Source organism: Pseudorhodoplanes sp., assembly GCF_059499825.1.
Map to the genome: position 1 here is coordinate 101,486 of NZ_JCABZI010000001.1, position 20,815 is coordinate 122,300.

At 64.4% G+C, this 20,815-nt stretch carries 22 protein-coding genes and 2 tRNA genes; 11 read left to right on the forward strand and 13 right to left on the reverse strand.

Features of this window, described 5'->3' with window-relative positions:
- Positions 1-200: 200 nt before the first annotated feature.
- The 5 genes from AC5I5I_RS00500 to AC5I5I_RS00520 form a co-directional block, all read right to left on the reverse strand.
- Positions 201-914 (reverse strand): LptA/OstA family protein, encoded by a 714-nt coding sequence (locus AC5I5I_RS00500; RefSeq protein ID WP_495969178.1) that lies wholly within the window; start codon positions 912-914, stop codon positions 201-203.
- Positions 911-1,627, reverse strand: a complete 717-nt coding sequence (lptC, locus tag AC5I5I_RS00505) for an LPS export ABC transporter periplasmic protein LptC (protein ID WP_495969180.1) — start codon at positions 1,625-1,627, stop codon at positions 911-913. The genes AC5I5I_RS00500 and lptC overlap by 4 nt, the downstream gene beginning before the upstream one ends.
- Before the next feature lie 102 nt (positions 1,628-1,729).
- Positions 1,730-2,344, reverse strand: coding sequence for a ribonuclease D (locus AC5I5I_RS00510; protein ID WP_495969181.1), 615 nt, complete (start codon positions 2,342-2,344; stop codon positions 1,730-1,732).
- 126 nt (positions 2,345-2,470) lie between these two features.
- Entirely contained in the window at positions 2,471-4,945 is a 2,475-nt protein-coding gene (locus AC5I5I_RS00515; protein WP_495969182.1) for a matrixin family metalloprotease, read from the reverse strand.
- A 166-nt stretch (positions 4,946-5,111) separates the two neighbouring features.
- Positions 5,112-5,198: transfer RNA gene (locus tag AC5I5I_RS00520), tRNA-Leu, on the reverse strand.
- 131 nt (positions 5,199-5,329) lie between these two features.
- Between AC5I5I_RS00520 and AC5I5I_RS00525 the strand changes: the two genes are divergently transcribed.
- Positions 5,330-6,304, forward strand: coding sequence for a complex I NDUFA9 subunit family protein (locus AC5I5I_RS00525; RefSeq protein WP_495969183.1), 975 nt, complete (start codon positions 5,330-5,332; stop codon positions 6,302-6,304).
- A gap of 9 nt (positions 6,305-6,313) precedes the next feature.
- On the opposite strand, the gene AC5I5I_RS00530 is transcribed toward AC5I5I_RS00525, so the two are convergent.
- A complete protein-coding gene (locus AC5I5I_RS00530) occupies positions 6,314-7,117 on the reverse strand; it encodes an undecaprenyl-diphosphate phosphatase (protein WP_495969184.1) in 804 nt (267 codons plus the stop codon).
- Positions 7,118-7,438: 321 nt separating this feature from the next.
- Here AC5I5I_RS00530 and AC5I5I_RS00535 point away from each other — a divergent pair, with 321 nt between their 5' ends.
- Complete coding sequence (locus tag AC5I5I_RS00535; protein WP_495969185.1) at positions 7,439-8,140, forward strand: glutathione S-transferase family protein; 702 nt, start codon at positions 7,439-7,441, stop codon at positions 8,138-8,140.
- A 6-nt stretch (positions 8,141-8,146) separates the two neighbouring features.
- Here AC5I5I_RS00535 and AC5I5I_RS00540 read toward each other — a convergent pair whose 3' ends face one another.
- Positions 8,147-8,953, reverse strand: coding sequence for a helix-turn-helix domain-containing protein (locus tag AC5I5I_RS00540; protein ID WP_495969186.1), 807 nt, complete (start codon positions 8,951-8,953; stop codon positions 8,147-8,149).
- A gap of 160 nt (positions 8,954-9,113) precedes the next feature.
- Here AC5I5I_RS00540 and AC5I5I_RS00545 point away from each other — a divergent pair, with 160 nt between their 5' ends.
- A complete protein-coding gene (locus AC5I5I_RS00545; protein WP_495969187.1) occupies positions 9,114-10,106 on the forward strand; it encodes a Bug family tripartite tricarboxylate transporter substrate binding protein in 993 nt (330 codons plus the stop codon).
- Positions 10,103-11,029: an MBL fold metallo-hydrolase gene (locus AC5I5I_RS00550; RefSeq protein WP_495969188.1), complete on the forward strand. Its 927-nt coding sequence runs from the start codon at positions 10,103-10,105 to the stop codon at positions 11,027-11,029. Before AC5I5I_RS00545 ends, AC5I5I_RS00550 begins: the two co-directional genes overlap by 4 nt.
- Before the next feature lie 8 nt (positions 11,030-11,037).
- On the opposite strand, the gene AC5I5I_RS00555 is transcribed toward AC5I5I_RS00550, so the two are convergent.
- On the reverse strand, positions 11,038-11,178 hold the full coding sequence (locus AC5I5I_RS00555) for a hypothetical protein (RefSeq protein ID WP_495969189.1): 141 nt from the start codon (positions 11,176-11,178) through the stop codon (positions 11,038-11,040).
- 205 nt (positions 11,179-11,383) lie between these two features.
- Between AC5I5I_RS00555 and AC5I5I_RS00560 the strand changes: the two genes are divergently transcribed.
- Positions 11,384-12,982: a sulfatase family protein gene (locus AC5I5I_RS00560; protein ID WP_495969190.1), complete on the forward strand. Its 1,599-nt coding sequence runs from the start codon at positions 11,384-11,386 to the stop codon at positions 12,980-12,982.
- A gap of 178 nt (positions 12,983-13,160) precedes the next feature.
- Here the strand turns inward: AC5I5I_RS00560 and AC5I5I_RS00565 are convergent, their stop codons facing one another.
- The 4 genes from AC5I5I_RS00565 to AC5I5I_RS00580 form a co-directional block, all read right to left on the reverse strand.
- Positions 13,161-14,141 carry a Bug family tripartite tricarboxylate transporter substrate binding protein gene (locus AC5I5I_RS00565; RefSeq protein WP_495969191.1) on the reverse strand — a complete coding sequence of 327 codons (981 nt, stop codon included), beginning with the start codon at positions 14,139-14,141 and terminating at the stop codon, positions 13,161-13,163.
- A gap of 141 nt (positions 14,142-14,282) precedes the next feature.
- Complete coding sequence (locus AC5I5I_RS00570; RefSeq protein WP_495969192.1) at positions 14,283-14,738, reverse strand: DUF2948 family protein; 456 nt, start codon at positions 14,736-14,738, stop codon at positions 14,283-14,285.
- A gap of 119 nt (positions 14,739-14,857) precedes the next feature.
- Complete coding sequence (murA, locus tag AC5I5I_RS00575; RefSeq protein WP_495969193.1) at positions 14,858-16,150, reverse strand: UDP-N-acetylglucosamine 1-carboxyvinyltransferase; 1,293 nt, start codon at positions 16,148-16,150, stop codon at positions 14,858-14,860.
- A 79-nt stretch (positions 16,151-16,229) separates the two neighbouring features.
- Entirely contained in the window at positions 16,230-16,508 is a 279-nt protein-coding gene (locus tag AC5I5I_RS00580) for a hypothetical protein (RefSeq protein ID WP_495969194.1), read from the reverse strand.
- On the opposite strand from AC5I5I_RS00580, the gene AC5I5I_RS00585 reads away from it, so the two are divergent.
- The 4 genes from AC5I5I_RS00585 (at position 16,507) to AC5I5I_RS00600 (ending at position 18,877) form a co-directional block, all read left to right on the forward strand.
- Positions 16,507-16,707 carry a hypothetical protein gene (locus AC5I5I_RS00585; RefSeq protein WP_495969195.1) on the forward strand — a complete coding sequence of 67 codons (201 nt, stop codon included), beginning with the start codon at positions 16,507-16,509 and terminating at the stop codon, positions 16,705-16,707. The two genes, AC5I5I_RS00580 and AC5I5I_RS00585, sit on opposite strands and share 2 nt — an antisense overlap.
- Positions 16,708-16,853: 146 nt before the next feature.
- Positions 16,854-17,081 (forward strand): hypothetical protein, encoded by a 228-nt coding sequence (locus tag AC5I5I_RS00590; RefSeq protein ID WP_495969196.1) that lies wholly within the window; start codon positions 16,854-16,856, stop codon positions 17,079-17,081.
- A gap of 165 nt (positions 17,082-17,246) precedes the next feature.
- Positions 17,247-17,321: transfer RNA gene (locus tag AC5I5I_RS00595), tRNA-Thr, on the forward strand.
- Positions 17,322-17,440: 119 nt separating this feature from the next.
- Positions 17,441-18,877 (forward strand): methyl-accepting chemotaxis protein, encoded by a 1,437-nt coding sequence (locus tag AC5I5I_RS00600; protein ID WP_495969197.1) that lies wholly within the window; start codon positions 17,441-17,443, stop codon positions 18,875-18,877.
- 86 nt (positions 18,878-18,963) lie between these two features.
- Here AC5I5I_RS00600 and AC5I5I_RS00605 read toward each other — a convergent pair whose 3' ends face one another.
- Positions 18,964-19,359: a DUF6481 family protein gene (locus tag AC5I5I_RS00605; RefSeq protein WP_287383332.1), complete on the reverse strand. Its 396-nt coding sequence runs from the start codon at positions 19,357-19,359 to the stop codon at positions 18,964-18,966.
- A gap of 154 nt (positions 19,360-19,513) precedes the next feature.
- Here AC5I5I_RS00605 and AC5I5I_RS00610 point away from each other — a divergent pair, with 154 nt between their 5' ends.
- Both AC5I5I_RS00610 and AC5I5I_RS00615 read left to right on the forward strand, forming a co-directional pair.
- Entirely contained in the window at positions 19,514-20,203 is a 690-nt protein-coding gene (locus AC5I5I_RS00610; protein ID WP_495969198.1) for an isochorismatase family protein, read from the forward strand.
- Positions 20,200-20,796 carry a DedA family protein gene (locus tag AC5I5I_RS00615; RefSeq protein WP_495969199.1) on the forward strand — a complete coding sequence of 199 codons (597 nt, stop codon included), beginning with the start codon at positions 20,200-20,202 and terminating at the stop codon, positions 20,794-20,796. Before AC5I5I_RS00610 ends, AC5I5I_RS00615 begins: the two co-directional genes overlap by 4 nt.
- Positions 20,797-20,815 lie beyond the last annotated feature (19 nt).

Below are 20,815 nucleotides of genomic sequence, written 5' to 3' on the forward strand. Positions count from 1 at the left end.
GACTCCAAGGACACTGGCAAACCTTCGATTTCAGGGCAGTTCCGGTTCAAAAATCCGCACGGGCAAGGGGTACGGGCAAGGGTGCGCCGGCAAAGAGCAGATCCCGAAACCAGCACACCAACGTCCTGCAGTCTCTGCGGCCGCCTGCTACCGACATAATCTGACGGAATCCCGGTTGCAACGGAGGACCGGAGCCACAGTCAGTTGGTAACGGCGGGCAAAGCCGTCGGCTTCTTCCGGACCGACGGCTTCTGATCCTGTCCCGACTTGTCGTCCTTTCCGGTCGACTTGTCGTCCTTGCCGGCCGGCTTGTCGTCCTTGCTGGTCGAAAACAGGCCCTGCACCCGGCCGCCCTCGACCTTGGCGAAATTCGTGGTCAGATCCACGACCAGCCGATCGCCCTTGAGCACATTGGCCCCCTGGGTGATGACCACCCCGCCGGAAAGAGTGACGGTATTGGTCTTCATCTCGAAGATGCCGGTTGCACCGGTCGCGGTCTGGTCCTTGGTGGTCACGATGACGCCGCCGCGTGCTTCCAGACGGCGGATCGACTGCCGCCCCCCAGGGCCCGGCTTCGCCGCTTTCATGGTGCTGGCTTTGGCGCCGCCCTTCGGATCGTCCTGATCGTAGAAGACGCGCAGCTCCTTGCATTTCATGACCGTGTCGCCCTGCGTGACCACGACATTGCCAATGAATACGGCCATCTTGTCCTTGTCGCGCACTTCAAGCGAAGCAGCCTCGATCTGGATCGGCTGATCCTTGTTGGTGCCGAAGCCCTGCAACGCATTCGGGACGCCGGTTCCCTGCGGCTGCGACTGCGTCTTTGATTGAGAGTGCGCGGGCGCAACGCCAGCCAGCAAAACGGCAAAGGCCGCTGCCAGAAGCAGTCCTCTCGAAACGCGAGATTGCATCATTCCGCGTTCGCCTGACTTGCCGCTTGCGATTGCGCGCCGCGATTCACCGCTTCCGGCGTCAACACCAGGACGACGCCACCGTCGAACCGGATCACCCCGCCGGTTTCGGTCACTTCCAGGCTATTGGCGTCGAGCGTGCCCTGCGGCATCTTCATCTGTACCGGCTTTTCGGAAACGATGCGGCCTTTCTTGATCTCGACCTGCGCTTCGGTCAGGCGACCCTGATAGCCCGCGGTCGATGTGATCAGGATCTCCTGATTGAGTTTCAACAGATCCGCCTTGGTGTCGTAGACGCCCTCGACAGCGGTGAGAGTCACCCGGCTCTTGTCCTCCATGTCGATCCGGCCGCTGATTTCCTTCATCTCCACGATGGTCGGGTTTTTCGTATCCTGCGAGGCGGAGGTGGCGCTGACCGCGTATTCGCGCTGATCCTTGGTGAAGCCCGCAAGACGCGGCGCCTCCATGGTGATCTTCGATCCTGAAATCACAAGCGTGCCGAACTCGGTCGGCACCCTGAGCCAGCGCGCCGGATTGAGATAATTCGCGAGCACGAGACCGGTCAGGGTTAGCACCAGCACGGCAGGAACCGCGATGCGCAGCGCCCGCACGCGACGGCTGTGCCGGCGAGCGCCCACAATGACGGTCTGCGGCCGGCCCGCGGTCGGCTGGCCCGGCTGGCCCCAGTCCTCCGGTCCGGCAAGCATGCGGTTCATGAAGAGGTTCGTCCTGCCCGGAATCGATGGTCACCCGTTGCCATCCTAGCCCCGGACGGGTGGAAAATCGCGCCCGAATATGGCCCAGGCACGGCGGCAGCCTCAGGAATGGGAGAAAATATCCTCCTCGGGCCACCCCTGCAGGTCGAGAGCCGCCCGGTGCGGCAGAAACCGGAAGCAGGCCTCTGCCAGGTCGGTCCGGCCCTCCCGTGCCAGCATGACGTCGAGTTTCTCCTTCGCCGCGTGCAGGTAGAGCACGTCGGAGGCCGCGTAGGCGACCTGGGGCTCGCTCAGCACCTCGGCGCCCCAATCCGACGATTGCTGCTGTTTCGACAGATCGACGCCCACAAGCTCGCGCACGAGGTCCTTCAGGCCGTGCCGGTCGGTATAGGTGCGAGCCAGCCGCGATGCGATCTTGGTGCAATAAAGCGGCATCGGCCACACGCCGAAGGCGTTCGACAGCGCCGCGATATCGAAGCGCGCATAATGGAAGATCTTGAGAATGTCCGGGTCCGCCAGCAGCCGCTTCAGGTTCGGCGCATCCGCGCCGCCGGCCGGAATCTGCACGACATCGGCCGACCCGTCGCCTGGCGACAATTGCACGACGCAAAGCCGGTCGCGATGCGGGTTGAGACCGAGCGTCTCGGTGTCGATCGCGACCGATCCGGTGTAACGGGACAGGTCCGGCAGATCGCCGCGGTGCAGGCGGATGGTCATGCGGATTCCGTGGCCATTGTCATGGCCCGCATATCAACCGATGCGCTCCCTCAGTCAATCCGCAATCGCCAAGGCTCTCCGAGGGCAGACGGCGCCGGCCGCGATACGGCCGCCGACTCGTCTCTCTCAACTCAGGTCGAAATGATACGCCGTCAGGTTGATGTCGGTCGTAAATTGGGCAACGACCACCGCCGCTTTCCTGCCCGCGCCGTCCTGGTCCCAAAGCAACTGATCGGTCGCGGTGTTGAAAACGAACTGCCCGTGGCCGACCGCGTTCGCAGTCCCTGTGGTGTTGCTGACAAAATACTCGCTTGCGAAATCGAAGACGCCGCCCGCGCCGAGATCGACACGCGCGTCGATCTTGAAGCCTTTCCTGACGATCCCGATCAGGTCATCACCGGTCGTGAAATCGGTGATGATGTCGCCGGCTTCCTTGATACTGGCAAACCGGAACGTATCGCGTCCCGCGCCGCCGGTCAGGGTGTCGATCCTGGCGCCACCATCGATGATGTCGTCTCCGCCACCGCCCATGACCGCCTCGACGCCCTTGCCGCCGGTCAGGACATCCTCGAATTGCGAGCCAAACAGCCGCTCGATCGACTTGTAGGTATCGCCCAACGCATCGCCTGCGTTGAGCTTCGCATTCGTCAGATTGGCGGTTACGCCTGCGCTGGCATTCAGATAGCTCGCGGTATCGAAGCCCGCGCCGCCATCGAGCGTGTCCGCACCCTGGCCGCCGTCGAGGATATTGTCGCCCGCGTTGCCGGTCAGGCGATCGTTCCGTGACGTGCCGATCAGGTTCTCGATCGAATCGTAGGTGTCGCCCGCGGCAAAGCCGGTATTGGACTTCGGCTTGAGCAGACTGACGGTCACGCCGAGCGAGCCCGGCTGGTCGGCATAGCTCACCGTATCGGCGCCGCCGAACCCTATGAAGGTTTCCCGCGCCGCGGTGGCGATGAAGATATTGTCGCTGCCGTCGCCGTTCAGGATCGGATCGGTGATTCCGACAGAGAGACGATAGGTTCCGCTGGCGGCGTCGTTATAGGTCGCGGCGCCGAGATAATACGTACCGGATTCGGTTGCGGAATAAGTAATCTGCGAGTCGTAGGACGAGCCGCCGTCGTCGTCGAAGGTGATGAGATTTCCGGCGCTGTTGTAAAGATAGAGATAAGGGTTTGACAGAGTGCCGCTGTTGCTTGGCGCGCCTCTGAGGTCGAACACGTACGTGACCCCCGCCGTCAGCGTGACCCGGAACCAGTCGCGGTCGCCGGCACTTTCGAGATGTCCGGTCGACGAGCCGCCGACGGCGACCTGGCCATACGGCGCGGTCGTGTCGTTGAACTGATCCGCATAATCGTCGCTCGGGACCGGCGCTCCCGACGCTGCACCATAGATGGCGCGCGCGCCTTCAATATCGTCGGCCGTCGGGGCCGTGATCGACGGATTGTAATAGGGCGCCATGAGGGCGCTGCTGATGCTGGAGTGACCGAGCCCGATCGCATGACCGATCTCATGGGTCGCGACTGCAAGCAGACTGCTCGCCGTCCAGAAGCTGGATTCGCCGCTGTCGAACACCATGTCGCCGGAATAGGCGTAGTTTTGCGGATTGCCCGCAGTCGCCGGATAGAAGGCGCGCGCCAGCACGTTGTAATTGCCGTCGATATGGCCGGTGCCGATGCGGATATAGGCGCTGTTGCCGACGCCGAAATTTCCGCCGCCATCGGCCACCTGGACGAAGTCGATATTCGCCACCGAGGACCAGGCTTCGAACGCCTGGGTGAACACCGACACATAATCGAAATTGAACACGTTCGAGAGCGAGACGGTGGAGCCGCTGAAGAAACCCACGCCGGTCTGGTTCGTGAAACCTGCGCCCACGAAGCTCCAGGTGACGGTGCCGCCCCACGAGCCCGACGCGCCGGACGATCCCCACTTGGTGCCGGACAGATTGTAGTCGTCGGTCTGCGGACCGGACGGACCGCTCCCGTAGGTGAAGGCGCAACAGGAACAGGCCACCGGCGCAGCCGTGGCATCGACGGCCGCCGCTTCGAAGCCGTTGCCCTCACTGCCACCACCGCCAGCGGCGCAATCGAGCGCATGGATGCCGGACGCCACCGGCTCGACCTGCATCGCGAACGCGGCGCCATAGTGCAGCGGCAGATCGTCAAGCGGTTGCGACGGCGCGGTCCCCGCCGACCATCCGGCAAACGAAAAATAATCGTCGGACCTCGATGCGCTGCCGGCATCGGGAATTTGCGTGCGCAGATCGACGGTGGCCGCGCCGAACTCATCGGTCAGGGTCGGAGCGCCGGTATCGATCGCAGCACGGTCGAGCATTCCGGCGCCAGAATTGTCGGAGTCGCCCGCAAGGATCTGTGCCGGCGCATATGCCGTCACGGTCTCTTCGAAGAATACGAAGGCGCCGGCGAAACCGTCGAATTCCGCGATCGGATGGCCCCCGTCCGCGACCGGCTCGGCGGTTTCGAAAACCGCGACCGCTCCGGCGGCGTCACCCGGATCCGCCGAATCGCTGGTGACGACCCACCCGAGCGGATGGATGTCCTGTGAGGGCGCAGAGCGGAAAGGTCGTAACCGAGGCATGGTCCCACCGGCAATGCTTGCCTGACGCATCGCCTGCGTCCGGCTCACGATCCGCAGATACGCGGCACAAGCAGCGCTACCGGATGGATTTTAGGGAAGCTTCAATGCGCGGGCGCAGCCTCGACCAAATCCGGCTACGCAACCTTTACCATTCGTCGTTCGAGAGTGGTGCCCAGGAAAGGACTCGAACCTTCACAGCCGTTAAGCTACTGGCACCTGAAGCCAGCGCGTCTACCAATTCCGCCACCTGGGCAAGGGGCAGACACATAGTTTGCCAGGTCGGCCATTGTCAACGATGGGACACCTGTACAGGCGGAAATCCTTGCGGTATCCCGCACGGATCGCGCAGGCGCGCATTTCGAGGCAGCTTCCGAGGCGGCTTTCATGGCCCTCCAGACCAATTCCGACACCCTGATCACTGTCTTCGGCGGCTCCGGCTTTCTCGGCCGCCATGTGGTGCGGGCGCTCGCGAAACGTCGCTATCGCATCCGCGTCGCGGTGCGGCGGCCGGAACTGGCCGGGTTCCTGCAACCGCTCGGCACCGTCGGCCAGATCCATGCGGTCCAGGCCAATCTGCGCTACCCGGCCTCGGTCGAGGCGGCGGTGCGCGAGGCCTCGGTGGCGATCAATCTGGTCGGGATTCTGTTCGAGCGCGGACGCCAGGGCTTCGAGGCCGTCCAGCATTTCGGCGCCGAACAGGTCGCGCTCGCGGCCAACGCGCATGGCGCGCGCGTGATCCACGTCTCGGCGATCGGCGCCGATGAGAACTCACCGTCGCTTTATGCGCAGGCCAAGGCGCGCGGCGAGCAGGCGGTGCGCGCGGCTTCGCCCGACGCCGTAATCGTACGGCCGTCGGTGGTGTTCGGGCCGGAGGACGATTTCTTCAACCGCTTCGCCGCCTTGGCGCGCGTTCTGCCTGCGCTGCCGCTGGTCGGCGGCGGGCATACCCGCCTGCAGCCGGTCTATGCGGCCGATGTCGGCGAAGCGATCGCTACTCTCGTCGAAACCGGCATCGGCGCCGGCAAGACTTACGAATTCGGCGGGCCGGAAGTGCGCACCATGCGCGAGATCATGGAATACGTGCTCAAGGTGACGGAGCGTTCGCGGATGCTGGTCCCGCTGCCGTTCGGGCTGGCCAGGATGAAGGCCTCGGTCCTGCAATTCCTGCCAAAGCCGCCGCTGACTCCCGATCAGGTCGAATTGCTGCGTGCCGACAATGTGGTGTCGGAGGCGGCGATCCGCGATCATCGCACCCTGCAGGGCCTTGGCATCACGCCCGCCGCCTACGAGGCGATCGTGCCCGATTATCTCTGGAGCTTCCGCAAGACCGGACAGTTCCGCGCCGGCCGCTTCGCCTGATCCCGCCGGTCAGAAGCCGATCGCCAGCAGCAGAAGGCCGATCGAGCCGACGGTCACGCGCCACCACGCGAACAGCCCGAAGCCGTGCCGCGAGACGTAGTCAAGGAACGTCTTGACCACGATGTAGCCCGCCACGAACGAACACGCGAAGCCGATCCCCACCAGGATCACATTGTTCGACGTCATCTGATCGTGATTCTTGATCAGATCGAGCGTGAACGCGCCGGCCATGGTCGGCATCGCGAGAAAGAACGAGAATTCCGCCGCCGACCGCTTGTCGGCGCCGAGCAGCATCGCCGACACGATGGTGGCGCCGGATCGCGACACGCCCGGGATCATTGCGAAGCACTGGCAAAAGCCGATGATCAGGCACATCGGCAGCGAGAATTGCATGACGTCGCGATATCGGGGTTTGAACTCGAGCTGATCCACCCACAGCAGCACCGCGCCGCCGGCGATCAGCGTGAAACAGACCACCCACGCATTGAAGAGATAGTCCTTGATGATCGAATGCAAGGCGGCGCCGATCAGCGCGGCGGGCAGGAAGGCGACAAGCACCCCGATGACGAAGCGCCGCGCCGCCGGATCGGAGAACATCCCCGTGGCAAGGCCCCACAGCTTGTGGAAATAGATCGACAGGATCGCGAGGATGGCGCCGAGCTGGATCAGGACCACGAATGTCTTGCCGAAATCCTCGTCGCCGAAGCCAAGAAAGCGCTGCAGCAGCAGCAGATGGCCGGTCGACGACACGGGCAGGAATTCGGTTAGCCCCTCGACAACTCCGAGGAGGGCCGCCTTGATCAGGTCACTCATGCTGAAAAGCCCCAACGCACGGCCCGACTGTCTGGAATCGAGCCGGAACCTTTGTCGCGCGAAATCCGCTCGCCGGGCAACGAAATTTCCGATAGCCCAACACTTTGCCGCTTTTTACATCATGATCCGCGGCATCACCCCCTGATTCGCAAGGCTAGTGGAGCGGATTTGACATTCGCTACCCACCCAGCCGCAGGCCCGCGAAGCGAATGTCAAATCCAAGCTCCACTAGAATCAAATATTTTCTAGTGGTCCTATGATTCTAACATTCGCAAAAGAGTCTGCCGAGCAGGGATGCGAATGTTAGAATTGGACCACTAGATGCTGACCCTGTTCCATCACCCCTTCTGCCCCCATTCACGCTTCGCGCGGCTGACGCTGGCGGAATTCGACCTCGACGCGGAGCTAGTGGAGGAACGGGTCTGGGAGCGGCGTGAGGACTTCCTCATCCTCAACCCTGCCGGGCAGACTCCGGTGCTGATTGCCGAAGGCCTTCCGGCGGTCCCGGGGGCGAACGTGATCGCCGAATTCCTGTCCGAGATGCACGCCTCGCTCGGCGACGGCGTCGCCGACCGCAATCTCATCGGCGTCAATCCGCAGCAGCGGGTGGAAGTCCGGCGCCTGATGTCCTGGTTCGCCGAAAAGTTCTCCGCCGAGGTCTCCGCCCCGCTTGTCAATGAGCGCTTGCACAAGCGCTTCATGACGCCGGAACAGGGCGGCGGGTCACCCGATACCGACGTCATGCGCGCCGCGCGCCGCAACATCCGCTACCACCTGGCGTATATCGACTGGCTGGCCGGCCAGCGCGACTGGCTGGCGGGCGACCGTCTCACCTTCGCCGACCTCGCCGCAGCCGCGCATCTTTCGGTCGTGGATTATCTGGGCGACGTGCCCTGGGGTGAGAGCCAGCATGCCAAGCACTGGTATGCGCGCATGAAGTCGCGACCGTCCTTTCGTCCGATCCTGGCCGATGTCTCCGGCGCGCTGCCGCCGGCTGCGCATTACGCGGACCTCGACTTTTGAGGCTGCCTACCGGTCGCGGACGCGGAGCGATGCGACGATCTCGATTGCGGCGGCCTGAAGGTCGCCGAGATGACCGCGCACCATGTCCTCGACCGAGCGCGCGGCTTTGACCCAGATGATGTTGATGACGCCGTGCACGCGGTTGCGGCCCAGCAGCGGCACGGCAATGCCGGCCAGGCCGTCCGGGAACGGGCGCCCGTAATAGCCGCCATCGAAGGAGGGGTCGCGGGTCGCGTATCCGTTGCTCCGCGTCTCGGCGAGGATTGCCTCGAACTGCCTCGCATCGCGCGCCAGCCGGTTCTCGGGCAATTCGGACCGGCGCAAGCGTGCGAGGATGTTCTCGCGCTCCTTGTCGGGACAGAACGCGAGATAGGCCCGGCCGACGGCGGTCAGCACCCAGTTCACCGGCGTGCCCATGCGATGGTTTAGGAAGTAGATCGAGAACGGCGTGCGTACACGGCTCGATTCGCGCACCTCCATGTGGTCGCCCGCGGGCACCATGAGATCGGAAGGCCACGATACCTTCTGGCACAGCCGGTCCAGCGCCGGTGCCGCGGCCTCCGCCACCGCTTCATGCCGGTCGCGCTTGCGGGTGAGAGTGCTGAGGTTCGAACTGATCCGGTAATGCCCGTCGGCGAGGCGGCGGGCGACGAAGCCTGAGGCTTCGAGCGTCTGCAAAATCCGCAGCAAGGCCGGTTTCGAAATGCCGGTCGCTTCGTAAAGCCCGTGCAGCGACAGGATCGGACTATCGTGCAGGACCTGCAGCACCTTCAGGCCCCGTTCAAGGCTGCGGATCGTGCCCGACGCGCTCACAATAGCGGTCCCCGTCCCAATTCATGCGCCGCAGGTAGCATTACGTCGTCGGTATAACATTCCGCGCTGCGGAACGCAGTGCGTTTTTGATGTCGGTCGCGACCGGGCACACGGACAATGCGCCGACAAGAAAACAATTTTGAAAACAGGGAGAAAAGCGATGCCGATGCGATTGCGCACGTCTGCGCTCATGCAGGCAGGACTGGTGGTCGGCGCCCTTGCGGGATGCTCCATCTCGCAAGCTGCCGCGCAGCCCTATCCGTCCCAGGTCATCCGGATTGTGGTGCCAAGCGCGCCGAGCACGCCGCCCGACATCATCAGCCGCGTGATTGCGAACGAACTCCAGGCTGCCAATGGATGGCGCGTCATCGTCGAGAACAAGCCGGGCGCGGTGCAGACCATCGCCGGTGCTGACGTGGTCAAGCAGCCGGCGGACGGTTATTCGATCTTCGCGATGAGCGTCCCGATCGCGGCGGCGCCGGCTTTCCTCGCCAGGATGCCATTCGACGTCGCCAAGGACCTGATGCCGGTGGCAAAAGTGTCGACGTCCTACAACGTGCTCGTGGTGCATCCGGATGTCGCCGCGAAATCGGTGTCCGAACTGGTGGCGCTGCTCAAGGCCAATCCTGACAAGATGAACTTCTCCTCCGGCGGGTTCGGCACGCCGGCGCATCTGGTCGGCGAAATGTTCAAGGTCGAAACCGGCGTCAAGGCGACGCATGTGCCCTATCAGCAGTTCCCGCAGGCCATCGCCGATCTCCTGAACGGCACCAACCAATACATGTTCATCACCACGCTGCCGGTGACCGGTCTCGTCGCCACCGGCAAGCTCCGTGCGCTGGCCGTGACCGGGCCAAAGCGTCTCGATGCGATGAAAGACGTACCGACCATCGTTGAAGCCGGCTTCCCCAATCTCGTCGTCGAGGACTGGGTCGGCTTCGCGGTGAAGTCCGGCACACCGAAGGAGATTGTCGACACCCTGAACCAGGCGATCAACAAGGCGCTGGCGAAGCCCGAGGTTCGCGCGGCGCTCGCCAAAGTCGGCGCCGAGCCCGCCGGCGGCTCTCCGGAGGATTACGGTGCGTTGCTCACGGCGCAGCTCGCGCATTGGGGCAAGGTGGTCAAGGACGCCGGGATCAAGCTGCAACAATGAACGCGGAACATTCCGATCGCGCGGATTTTCGCGTCACGCTGCTTGGCACCGGCAATCCCTACCCGTCACCGGAGCGCTTCGGGCCGAGCGCGCTGGTGGAGGCCGGCGGCCAGCGGCTGCTGGTCGATGCCGGCCGCGGCGCCACCATCCGGTTGTGGCAGCTCAAGATCCCGGTCAGCGCCATCGACCGGCTGCTGCTCACCCACTACCACTCCGACCATACCAGCGGCGTGCCCGATCTCTGGCTTACCGGCTGGCTGCCGCCGGTCTGGGCCGGCGCGCGCAAGACCGCCTTCCGCGTGACCGGGCCGACCGGCGCGAAGCGGCTGATGGCCGGACTGGAACAGGCCTATGCGGCCGATATCGACATCCGCGTGGTCGACGAAAAAGTCCCGCGCTCAGGCATCGCCGTCGAGGTCGAGGAATTCGACCGCGATGGCGTGATCTACGAACGCGACGGGCTGAAGGTCACCGCTTTCGAGGTCGACCACGGCGACGCGATCAAGCCGTGCTTTGGCTACCGGTTCGATTATCGCGGCCGTTCTGCGGTGCTTTCGAGCGACACCCGCTACAACGAGAATGTCATCCGCTACGGCAAGGGTGCCGACCTGCTGGTGCATGAGGTGATGGCGGTCCAGTCGGCCTTGCTGGAGGAACCGGGCATCGCGCACATCATGGCGCACCATACCAGTCCGCAGGATGCCGGCCGCGTCTTTGCGCAGACCCGGCCCAGGCTCGCCGCCTATACGCATTTCGTGCTGCTGGGGAGCCCGCGCGTGCCGGCGATGACAGTGGCGGACGTTCTGACCGCGACGCGGGAAACCTATGACGGCCCGCTGGTTGCGGGCGAGGACCTGATGTCGTTCGACATCGGGGATACGGTCACGATCCGCCGCTTCGGCGCGGCCGAGATCGCCGTGTGAGGGTCGCGTCAGCCGTGTTGCTGGCTGCTCGCCATGGCGCGCGCCTTCGGGCCGGGCCCGCGCATGTAATGGCGCTCGGGACGATAGCGGTTCTGGGGGCTCATACGCTTCAGCAGCGCTTGCAGCAAGGCGGTGAGTTTGTAGACCATTCTGTTCTTCGTATCGTTGGCGCGGGCCGGCCCCCCGCATGCTTTACGGCCGGTTCACGCAATTGGACGCTGCGACAAAGGATAGCGTTCAATTGCAAACGTCTCGTTAAACACTTTCGGAGTGACGGCATGATGGCGCGATTCGTGCGGGACGCCCTGCGCTCGCCTCTTTTCCTTCCCGATCCTGCCCTTTAGGTTGAGACGCATGTCAGAATCCCGTACGCCGAACTTCATTCTCTTCATCACCGATCAGCATCGCGCCGATTATCTCGGCTGTTACGGGCATCCGATCCTGCGTACGCCGCACATCGATTCGATTGCGGCACGCGGGACACAGTTCCGGAAATTCTACGTGGCGAGTCCGGTCTGCATGCCGAACCGGGCCTCGCTGATGACCGGCCGGATGCCGGCGGTTCATGGGGTGCGATCGAACGGCATTCCGCTGTCGCAGGACTCCGTGACCTTCGTCGACCTCTTGCGCGATGCCGGCTACGACACCGCGCTGATCGGCAAGAGCCATCTGCAGAACTTCACCAAGACGCCGGCGCTGTCCTATCCGGCTGCGCCGCGCGAGGGCTATCGCCAGCCCTCCCCCGGCTTGCGGCAAGCGATGCGCATCGACCTGACCGGCGAGAGCTATCGTCAGGAACTGCCGGCCTATTGGGCCGAGCCCGGCGCGCATATCGCGACCCCGTTCTACGGCTATGGTCATGTCGAGGTCGTCACCGGCCATGGCGATAACGTTGACGGCGACTACCGCGCCTGGCTGCGCGACAAGGATCCGGCGGCGCTCAACCTGCTCGGACCGGAGAACAGCGCGCCGCATGATTACATCGTGCCGCAGGCCTATCGCACGCGCATTCCGGAAGAGCTTTATTCGACCAGCTATCTGGCCGAACGCGCGGAGGCGTTCCTGAACGCGCGCAATGCCAATGCCGATCCGTTCTTTCTCACGGTGTCGTTCCCGGATCCGCACCATCCGTTCAATCCGCCCGGCAAGTACTGGGACATGTACAAGCCGGAGCAATTCCCGGTGCCCGAATCCTTCAAGCGCAATGACTGGACGCCTCCCCCGCATGTGCAGCAGGCGATCGAGGAGCGGGCCAGCGGCAAGGCGCAGCTTCACGGCATGCGCAGCATCGCCACCACCGCGCGCGAGGCGCAGGAGGCGCAGGCGCTGACCTGCGGGATGATCGCCTGTATCGATGATGGCATCGGCCGCGTGCTGCGCGCGCTCGATGCGTCCGGCCAGCGCGACAACACGGTGCTGATCTTCACCACCGATCACGGCGACCATCTCGGCGACCATCGGCTGCTGCTGAAAGGCTGCGAGCAATATCAGAGCATCCTGCACGTGCCGTTCATCTGGTCCGACCCGCAGGCGCCGGCTGCCGCTGCGACCGATGCCATCGGTTCGACCATCGACATTCCGGCGACCATTCTCGATCGCGCGCGGATCCAGCCTTATGTCGGCATGCAGGGCAAGAGCCTGCTGCCGTCCATGGGTGCGGATGGCAAGGCCGTGCGCGACTGCGCCTTCGTGCAATACGAACACCAGATGGCCGACAAGGACGTCGACCACATGCCGCGCTGGCACACCATCGTCGATCAGCGCTATCGCATGACGGTGATGTCGGATTCAGGCCTGGGCGAATTGTACGATCTCGAAACCGATCCCGGCGAGTTCGACAATCTGTGGGGCGATCCTGCGCATGCGGGCATTCAGGCACGGCTCATGGAACGGCTGGTCCAGCTCGAAATCGAGCATACCGACACGGTGCCGCACCCGATCGGCCGGGCGTAGACGGTCCCGCGTACGGGACGCAGCGCATCACGAAGTTGTGCGCTGCAGAGCCGGGACCCAGAATGAAGTGGGCCCGGCGATGGGTCCCGGGTCTGCAGTGCACCGCATATCGCGTTGAAGACGCGCGTAACCGCGCTTATGCCGCTGCGCCGCGCCCGGGACACGAGACTGGGACCGCTCAATTCGCCTGGAAGCCGGTCTCGTCGACGATCTTCCGCCAGCGTTCGATCTGGGTCTTGATGTCGGCGGTGAGCTTGTCGGGCCCGGTGATGCCGGTGGCTTCCATGCCCTGGTTCTCGAACTTGCTCTGCACCTCGGGATCGCTGTGCGCCTTCTCGGCCGCGGCGATATAGGCCTTCACGATCGGCTCCGGCGTGCCCTTCTTGGTCAGCAGGCCGAACCACACCATCGCGGTGAAATCGTCATAGCCGAGTTCGGCGAAGGTCGGGACGTCCGGCAGGAAGCGCGTACGCTTGGCACTGGTGACGGCGATCGGGACAAGCTTGCCGGCCTTGATATGCGGCATGGCGTTGCCGAGCTGCATGAAGCCCATCAGCGAATGGCCTGCGATCATGTCCTGCGTCTGCGGTCCCGATCCCTTGTAGACGATATGTGCGAGATCGAGCCCGAAGCGCTTGTTCAACTGATGTCCGAGAAAAGCCGACGGCGTGCCCGGACTGAACGAGGCATAGCCGAGCTTGCCGGGATTGGCCTTCACCCAGGCAATCATCTCGTTGAGATTTTTCGCCGGCACGCTCGGATGCACCGCGAGCACCAGTGGCGCCTCGACGCCCTTCACGATCGGAATGAAATCGTCGATGCTCCAGCGCAGATTTTTATACGCGCTCGGATTGATCTCGGTCATCGCTTGCGTGCCGACCCACAGCCACGTGCCGTCTGCCGGCTGGTCGACCACATATTGCGCGGCGATGGTGCCGTTCGCGCCCGGCTTGTTCTCGACGATGACGGTGCGGCTCAGCGTCTTGCCCATATGCTCGCCGACGATGCGGGCATAGGGATCGAGAATGCCGCCCGCGACCGAGCCGACCATGATCTTGACAACGGGGGGCGGTTCCTGCGCCGGGGCCTGCCCCGGCATGGCAATGACGGCGATCGCGGCCGCGGCAACAGCGCAGCCAAGGTGGCGCATGGTCAACATCGAAACGTCCTCCCGGAGCCTGACGGCTTCTCGTTGATGCGCGTCGCCGCGCAGCGTCAGTGTGCGGGAGAGTGTCCGAAAGACAGCACCGAAAGGCAAGCGGACGGTCAGTCCCCCGCACGCACGATCAAGCGCAGTGGATCAAGCCCGTGCGACTTCGCCGTCGATGGTCTTGTGATCGGGACAGGCCGCAGCCTCCCAGATCGGGCCAAGATCGACCACCTCAGCTTCGAGACATTCGACCTCGAGGCGCAACGCGCCACCGCCGGAGAATGACAGCGTGATCACGCCGCCGGGCGAGTCGCTTTCGCTAAACTCGACGGCCAGGAGATTGAGCACCTGCTCCTTGGCGGAACAGTCGAGGCTCTTGCACTTGCATGAGGAGACGCGGTCGAACCGCAATGCGGCACGTCGGCGCCGCCAGGATGGAGGCTCGCCAACCGCGGCCTCCCAGTCGAACCGATTCAGTGCGATCACGACCCGATTTTCATTCGGGCGCCAGATCACCTCGCCGACCTTTACGATGGCATCCTGCAGATGCGCGGATACGATTTCGAGATCCTCGCGGTCAAGCGCGATGAGCTTCAACATGTCCATGACGCGGCCTTTTGGGTCGGTCTTACAAATTTCAAAATTCGCCCTGACCGCTAGTTAGGCAAACGGTCATGATGTCGCAAGGGGTCGGCAGGCACTAAAAAACGGCCGGTGCGACAGGGTTAAGCGCTGATCCGCTCCACCTCCGCACCGCACGCGCCGAGCTTTTCCTCGAGACGCTCGAAACCGCGATCGAGGTGATAGACGCGGTTGACGATCGTCTCGCCTTCGGCCGCCAGCGCCGCGATGACCAGCGACACCGAGGCACGCAGGTCGGTCGCCATCACCGGCGCCCCGTGCAGGCGATCCACGCCTTCGATCGTCGCCTCCTGGCCATCCAGCGAGATGCGCGCGCCGAGCCGCGCCAGTTCCTGCACGTGCATGAACCGGTTCTCGAAAATGGTTTCGGTGATGCGCGAGGTGCCTTTGGCCTTGGTCATCAGCGCCATCAGTTGCGCCTGCATGTCGGTCGGGAAACCGGGGAACGGCTCGGTCGTGACCTCGACCGGGGCGAGACCCGAGCCGTTGCGGGCAATGCGGATGCCTTCATTGGTGCAGGCAACAGTCGCGCCGACCTGCTGCAGCACATCGAGCGAGGATTGCAGCAATTCCGGCCGCGCGCCCTGCAGCAGCACGTCGCCGCCGGTCATCGCCACGGCCATCGCATAGGTGCCGGTCTCGATGCGGTCGGGCACGACGCTGTGCCGGGCTGGCCCGAGCCGCGCCACGCCCTCGATTTCGATCCGCGACGTGCCGGCGCCGGAAATTTTCGCCCCCATCTTGATCAGGCAATCGGCGACGTCCTTGACCTCCGGCTCCTGCGCCGCATTCTCGATCACGGTCGTGCCGTTGGCGAGCGACGCCGCCATGACGGCGACATGGGTGCCGCCGACGGTCACTTTCGGAAACACGATCTCGCCGCCGCGCAAGCCGCCGGTCGGCGCGCGCGCAACCGCATATCCGGCCTCGGTCTCGACGGTGGCACCGAGTTGCTCGAGCGCCATCAGCAGCAGATCGACCGGACGCGTACCGATCGCGCAGCCGCCGGGCAGCGAGACCCGGGCCTCGCCCATGCGCGCCAGCAGCGGCGCGATCACCCAGAAGCTCGCCCGCATCTTGGAAACCAGATCGTAGGGCGCCGTGGTGTCGACGATATTGGCGGCGGAAATCTTCACCGTCTGGCCGGCATTGTCGCCGTCACCGGCGCGCTTGCCGGACAGCATCACGTCGACGCCGTGATTGTTGAGGATGCGCTGCAACTGCACCACGTCCGCGAGATGCGGCACGTTCTCCAGGATCAGCATGTCCTCGGTCAGCAGGCTCGCGATCATCAGCGGCAGAGCTGCGTTCTTGGCTCCGGAAATCGGGATGGTGCCGTAGAGCGGCTTTCCGCCGGCGATGCGAATGCGATCCATCGAACCCCCATAGATCGAACGTGAATTTCAAACCTTAGCGCAATCGATGCCCCGGATGGGGCGGAATATCGCTTCGGGCTCAGCCCTCGTGCCCGGAAACCCCAGCGGCCGGATCACCGGCCTCCTCCCGCGAATCCGACCCTGCCGCACGTTCCCGTGCCTGCGCTTTGCGGCGCCTCAAATTATCGCGCAGGGCCTTGGCGAGGCGCTCCTCGCGCGGGCTTTTTTGCGCCGCCCCGGTGTTCTCGTCCATGAGGCCGAGAAAGCCGAAATCCGGACCGGACGCAAGAGCGTGGCCGCGCAAGGACGCGGCCGCCCGAGCCGGCCTGTTCAAAGGGTCAAGGAAGGAGAGATCCATGTTTCAAATGCTGCGCATTGCCGTCGCCGGGCTGCTCGCCGCCACGGTGGTGACCGGCGCGCTGGCCCAGACCAGAGGAACCGCGAAGAAGCGGCCCCAGGCCGCGCCTGCCACGTCCGCGCCCGCAAATCCCTACGGCCTGTCAAATTGCGCCCAGCGCCCGTTCGCCCGGGATTGCGACCGGCGCGGCACCTGGTAGGAGCCCGGACGCCAGCCGGTTTCCGGTCCGGCATGGCGCGCATGCGTCCGGCGACGGCAAAACCTCCACAAAGACCGCAACCTGCAAAAGGCAGCCCGCTCAGGGCATCCCTACATGTCGCGCGAACGCCGCACTGGAGAAGAGATATGCGCAGCATTTCAAGTCTGGCCGTCGCCGCCCTTCTGGTTGTCGCGACGGCAACCGCAGCGTCCGCGCAGGCCAAGAGCCGCAGCGGCGCCGCCAACGCACCGCGGGCTCAGAACGCCCCCAACCTGACGTCGGACCCCTATGGCGAGAGGCCCCGCAGCCCGGGCGCGACGCCGTGCAGCGAGCGGCCCTTCGCCATCGGATGCGACAAGCGCGGCTTCTGGTGACCGCCGGACGAGCGAACGGCCTCAGGCGGCGGAAAATCGCGCCGTGATGCTTGCCGCGCCACCCGTCGGCGGGTATGAACGCCGCCGCAGCCGGCCGCATGTGCATCAAGCCGCGGCCGGTTGCGACGATTGGTGAAGTCCCGGATCGCCGGGGCCTGTCAGCACGCTGCCGTAGCTCAGTGGTAGAGCACTCCCTTGGTAAGGGAGAGGTCGACAGTTCAATCCTGTCCGGCAGCACCAGCGCCCCTCATTGCTGCCGCCCAAATCGCAGGCAGCCCTGTCCCGCATCGCGGGCCGCTTAACCCTGCCTTAACCCTATTCACCCAATCTGCGGTATCTCCGCACGGCAGGGGCAACCGATGAGTGAGGCCGCTTTGCGCCGGGTCGAACCGGCCGACGACCGTCCACGGAATGCATTGGCCGACATCGGCGACCGCAGCGGACATCTCGGGGTCGAGATTGCCGATATGGCCGGCCTTGTCGGCGACCTCACCGCGCTCGGCGAACTGCAGACCCGGCAGGCACGCGCGGCGGTCGCCGCGGCGCGCGAAATGAATGCCACCAATGCCGATCTCGCCGCAGCGATGGAGAGCGCGCGCCAATCCGCCGATACGACGCGCACCACACTCGGCGAAAGCGCCGGCAATGTCTCTGTCACCATCGCCGGCACCATCGAGAAAATCGAGATCCTCGGCTCCGGCGCGATCGCGCTGAAGGAATCGATCCAGTCGGTTTCCGCCACCATCAAGGGCGTGGAGCAGGCCAGCGCCGCCATCCAGTCGATCGCGCAGGAAACGCAATTGCTGGCGCTCAATGCCAGCGTCGAAGCCGCGCGCGCCGGCGATGCCGGCCGTGGCTTTGCCATCATCGCCGCCACCGTGAAGCGGCTTGCCGACCAGATCAGGCCACTGTCGATCGACAATCAGCGCAACCTGAAGGAACTGATGCAGACGCTCGCCACCGTCCTCGGTGAAGCCGACGCCAATGCAACGACGGCGCAGGCGGCGATCGCGGAATCCAGGAAGGCGCGCGAAACCGGCGCCGTGCTGCGGACGCTGGTCGAGACCACCAACCGGCTGGCCGAGGACATCGACGCGATGGCGCGTTCGGTCGACAAGAACAGCGCCTGCTACGCCTCGTTGCGCAACGAAATGAAGGGGCTGGTCACCGCGGTCAAGGACGGCGACGCAAAGCTGTCGCAGGCGAAAGCACGGGTCGAATCGATCCTCGGCATCAGCGAAGACTTCATACTGTTCATCGCCGAAAGCGGAATCGAAACGCCGGATACGCCGATCATCGAATTGTGCCGCGCCACCGCGCAGCGCATCGGCCGGATGTTCGAACAGGCCGTGACCCGCAACGAGATCGGCATGGCCGATCTGTTCGACGAGACTTACCGCCCGGTCGCGGGCAGCAATCCGCCGCAGCACATGACCCGCTTCGTGGCGCTGACCGACCGGTTGCTGCCGGAGGTGCAGGAGCCGATCCTGACATTCGATCCGCGCATCGCCTTCTGCGCGGCGCTGGACCGCAACGGCTATCTGCCGACCCACAACCTGATCTATTCAAAGCCCCAGGGCGACGATCCGGTCTGGAATTCGGCCAATTGCCGCAACCGTCGCATCTTCAACGACCGCACCGGCCTTTCCGCCGGCCGCAGCACGCGCTCATTCCTGCTGCAGACCTACCGGCGCGACATGGGCGGCGGCAATTTCGTGCTGATGAAAGACGTATCCGCCCCGATTTCCGTCAGGGGACGGCACTGGGGCGGCTTCCGGATCGGATTCCGGGTGTAGCGCCCGAAGCCGGACTGGACGTCCGCGGCGATCCTGCGCGCAAAGCACATGTGGCGTGGCGCTGCGCAAGCAGCGCCGGGAGCGCCTCAGAGCCCGCGCTTCTTCTTCTTTTTCGAAGCGGCCTTGCGTGCGGCGTAACGCGCGTCGCGCGCAGCCTTCTGCTCGGCGAGCAGCGCGATCATGATATCGGCCTCTTCCTTGGCCTTGCGGGCGGCCTCTTCCTCGGCGAGGCGCTTTGCTTCGGCTTCGGCGGCTGCGCGGAGGGCGGCCTCTTCAGCCCGCCTGGCCTCTTCGATCTTGCGGGCCTCCTCGCGCTCCGCCTGGCGGATTTTGCGCGCCTCCTCGATCGCGGCGCGCTCTACGCGGCGTTGCTCGAGAACCGGGTCTTCCGCCTTTGCGAGGAATTTCTCCAACATCGCCTTCCGTGCTTCGGAGGCATTTTTTTGACGGTCCTTGAGGTCCGTGTCCTTAAAGCTAGCCATTCCAACTCCAGTTCGATCCAGCGCCGGCATATATGCTATTCGGGGCCCCTGCTTCAACCTCGGACTGGTTAAAAACCGCCGAAAACAACACCTTCTTCAACTATCAGACTGCTTTCGCCCGATGACGAAGGCGTGACCGAACGAGAACAAGTGCATGCATCCGGTGTCCGTCCGCCCTGAAATCATTGCCCGCGTGCTGGCCCGCCGCGGCCGCGCCGACTGGTTCGACCGCCTCGATCCGGCACGCACGGCGCTGCTTGTCATCGACATGCAGACCGCTTTTTGCGAACCCGGAGCGCCGGCAGAAGTGCCGCTTTCGCGCGCGATCGTGCCTGCGATCAATGCCCTGACCGGTGAATTGCGCAAACGCCGCTGCCCGGTGATCTGGGTCGTGCATGCGAATACAAGCCGCGGCGGCAACAGCGACTGGAGCCTGTTTTTCAACCATGTGGTCGGCGAAGCGGTGCGCGATCGCACCATGGCGGCACTCGCGCCCGGTCAGCAGACGATCTGGGAGGAACTCGAGGTGTCGCCCGAAGACCACACCGTGATCAAAAACCGCTACAGCGCCCTGATCGCAGGATCGTCGCAGCTCGAAAGGTTGCTGCGCAGCCTCGGCATCGACACCGTTCTGATCGCAGGCACCAAGACCAATGTCTGCTGCGAGTCGACAGCCCGCGACGCTATGATGCTCGACTTCAAGACCGTGTTGCTGTCCGATTGCTGCGCGGCCCTGTCCGACGACGAGCATCGCGCGGCACTGGAAAACATCTTCCAGCAATTCGGCGATGTGCTCACCGCGAACGAGGCCCTGCGCAAGCTTGCCACCACCGGGAACACATGACCGATCTCTCCCAGCTTATCGACGTCGTCCGCCAGCACGGCGAGGTCGCCTATGCCTTCATCTTCGCCTATGCGGCATCGCATGCGATGCTCATGGCGCTGTTTGCGGGCTATGCGGCCCAGCTTGGCGTGCTCGATCTCAAGCTGACGATCATCCATTGCTTCGCCGGCAGCTTCGTCGGTGACGTGGTCCGCTTCTGGCTCGCCCGCCGCTACGGCGACAGCATCCTGGCGCGCTGGCCGCGCGTGTCGGCGCATGCCGTCACGGTGAAACGGCTGGTCGACCGGCATGCGCTCTGGCTGCCGCTGATCCATCGGTTCCCCTATGGCATTCGCGGCCTGGGCGCATTCGCATACGGCCTTTCGAAAATGTCGTGGGGATTGTTCCTGGTGCTGAACCTGATTGGCTCGGCGATCTGGGCGGTGTCGATGGTGCTGGCCGGATATGCCTTCGGCACGGTATCCGACAAGGTGCTGGGTGACGCGGTGTCGGGGCTCAGCGTCGCGTCGCTGATCGTTTTCCTCGCGATTTCCTGGATGCTCAGCCGGAAGCTCGAACAGGCGATCGAGGCCGACGCGAAGCGCAATCCGTGAAGGCTCCGCCGTAACGCAA

Excerpts from the sequence above, each read along its gene's own strand:
- AC5I5I_RS00560 (WP_495969190.1), top strand. The coding sequence starts at position 11,384 with ATGTCAGAATCCCGTACGCCGAACTTCATTCTCTTCATCACCGATCAG.
- AC5I5I_RS00605 (WP_287383332.1), bottom strand. The coding sequence starts at position 19,359 with ATGGCTAGCTTTAAGGACACGGACCTCAAGGACCGTCAAAAAAATGCC.
- AC5I5I_RS00565 (WP_495969191.1), bottom strand. The coding sequence starts at position 14,141 with ATGTTGACCATGCGCCACCTTGGCTGCGCTGTTGCCGCGGCCGCGATC.
- AC5I5I_RS00615 (WP_495969199.1), top strand. The coding sequence starts at position 20,200 with ATGACCGATCTCTCCCAGCTTATCGACGTCGTCCGCCAGCACGGCGAG.
- AC5I5I_RS00555 (WP_495969189.1), bottom strand. The coding sequence starts at position 11,178 with ATGGTCTACAAACTCACCGCCTTGCTGCAAGCGCTGCTGAAGCGTATG.
- AC5I5I_RS00550 (WP_495969188.1), top strand. The coding sequence starts at position 10,103 with ATGAACGCGGAACATTCCGATCGCGCGGATTTTCGCGTCACGCTGCTT.
- AC5I5I_RS00530 (WP_495969184.1), bottom strand. The coding sequence starts at position 7,117 with ATGAGTGACCTGATCAAGGCGGCCCTCCTCGGAGTTGTCGAGGGGCTA.
- AC5I5I_RS00570 (WP_495969192.1), bottom strand. The coding sequence starts at position 14,738 with ATGGACATGTTGAAGCTCATCGCGCTTGACCGCGAGGATCTCGAAATC.
- AC5I5I_RS00590 (WP_495969196.1), top strand. The coding sequence starts at position 16,854 with ATGCGCAGCATTTCAAGTCTGGCCGTCGCCGCCCTTCTGGTTGTCGCG.
- AC5I5I_RS00610 (WP_495969198.1), top strand. The coding sequence starts at position 19,514 with ATGCATCCGGTGTCCGTCCGCCCTGAAATCATTGCCCGCGTGCTGGCC.
- AC5I5I_RS00510 (WP_495969181.1), bottom strand. The coding sequence starts at position 2,344 with ATGACCATCCGCCTGCACCGCGGCGATCTGCCGGACCTGTCCCGTTAC.
- AC5I5I_RS00580 (WP_495969194.1), bottom strand. The coding sequence starts at position 16,508 with ATGGATCTCTCCTTCCTTGACCCTTTGAACAGGCCGGCTCGGGCGGCC.
- AC5I5I_RS00515 (WP_495969182.1), bottom strand. The coding sequence starts at position 4,945 with ATGCCTCGGTTACGACCTTTCCGCTCTGCGCCCTCACAGGACATCCAT.
- murA (WP_495969193.1), bottom strand. The coding sequence starts at position 16,150 with ATGGATCGCATTCGCATCGCCGGCGGAAAGCCGCTCTACGGCACCATC.
- AC5I5I_RS00525 (WP_495969183.1), top strand. The coding sequence starts at position 5,330 with ATGGCCCTCCAGACCAATTCCGACACCCTGATCACTGTCTTCGGCGGC.
- AC5I5I_RS00585 (WP_495969195.1), top strand. The coding sequence starts at position 16,507 with ATGTTTCAAATGCTGCGCATTGCCGTCGCCGGGCTGCTCGCCGCCACG.
- lptC (WP_495969180.1), bottom strand. The coding sequence starts at position 1,627 with ATGAACCGCATGCTTGCCGGACCGGAGGACTGGGGCCAGCCGGGCCAG.
- AC5I5I_RS00535 (WP_495969185.1), top strand. The coding sequence starts at position 7,439 with ATGCTGACCCTGTTCCATCACCCCTTCTGCCCCCATTCACGCTTCGCG.
- AC5I5I_RS00600 (WP_495969197.1), top strand. The coding sequence starts at position 17,441 with ATGAGTGAGGCCGCTTTGCGCCGGGTCGAACCGGCCGACGACCGTCCA.
- AC5I5I_RS00545 (WP_495969187.1), top strand. The coding sequence starts at position 9,114 with ATGCCGATGCGATTGCGCACGTCTGCGCTCATGCAGGCAGGACTGGTG.
- AC5I5I_RS00500 (WP_495969178.1), bottom strand. The coding sequence starts at position 914 with ATGATGCAATCTCGCGTTTCGAGAGGACTGCTTCTGGCAGCGGCCTTT.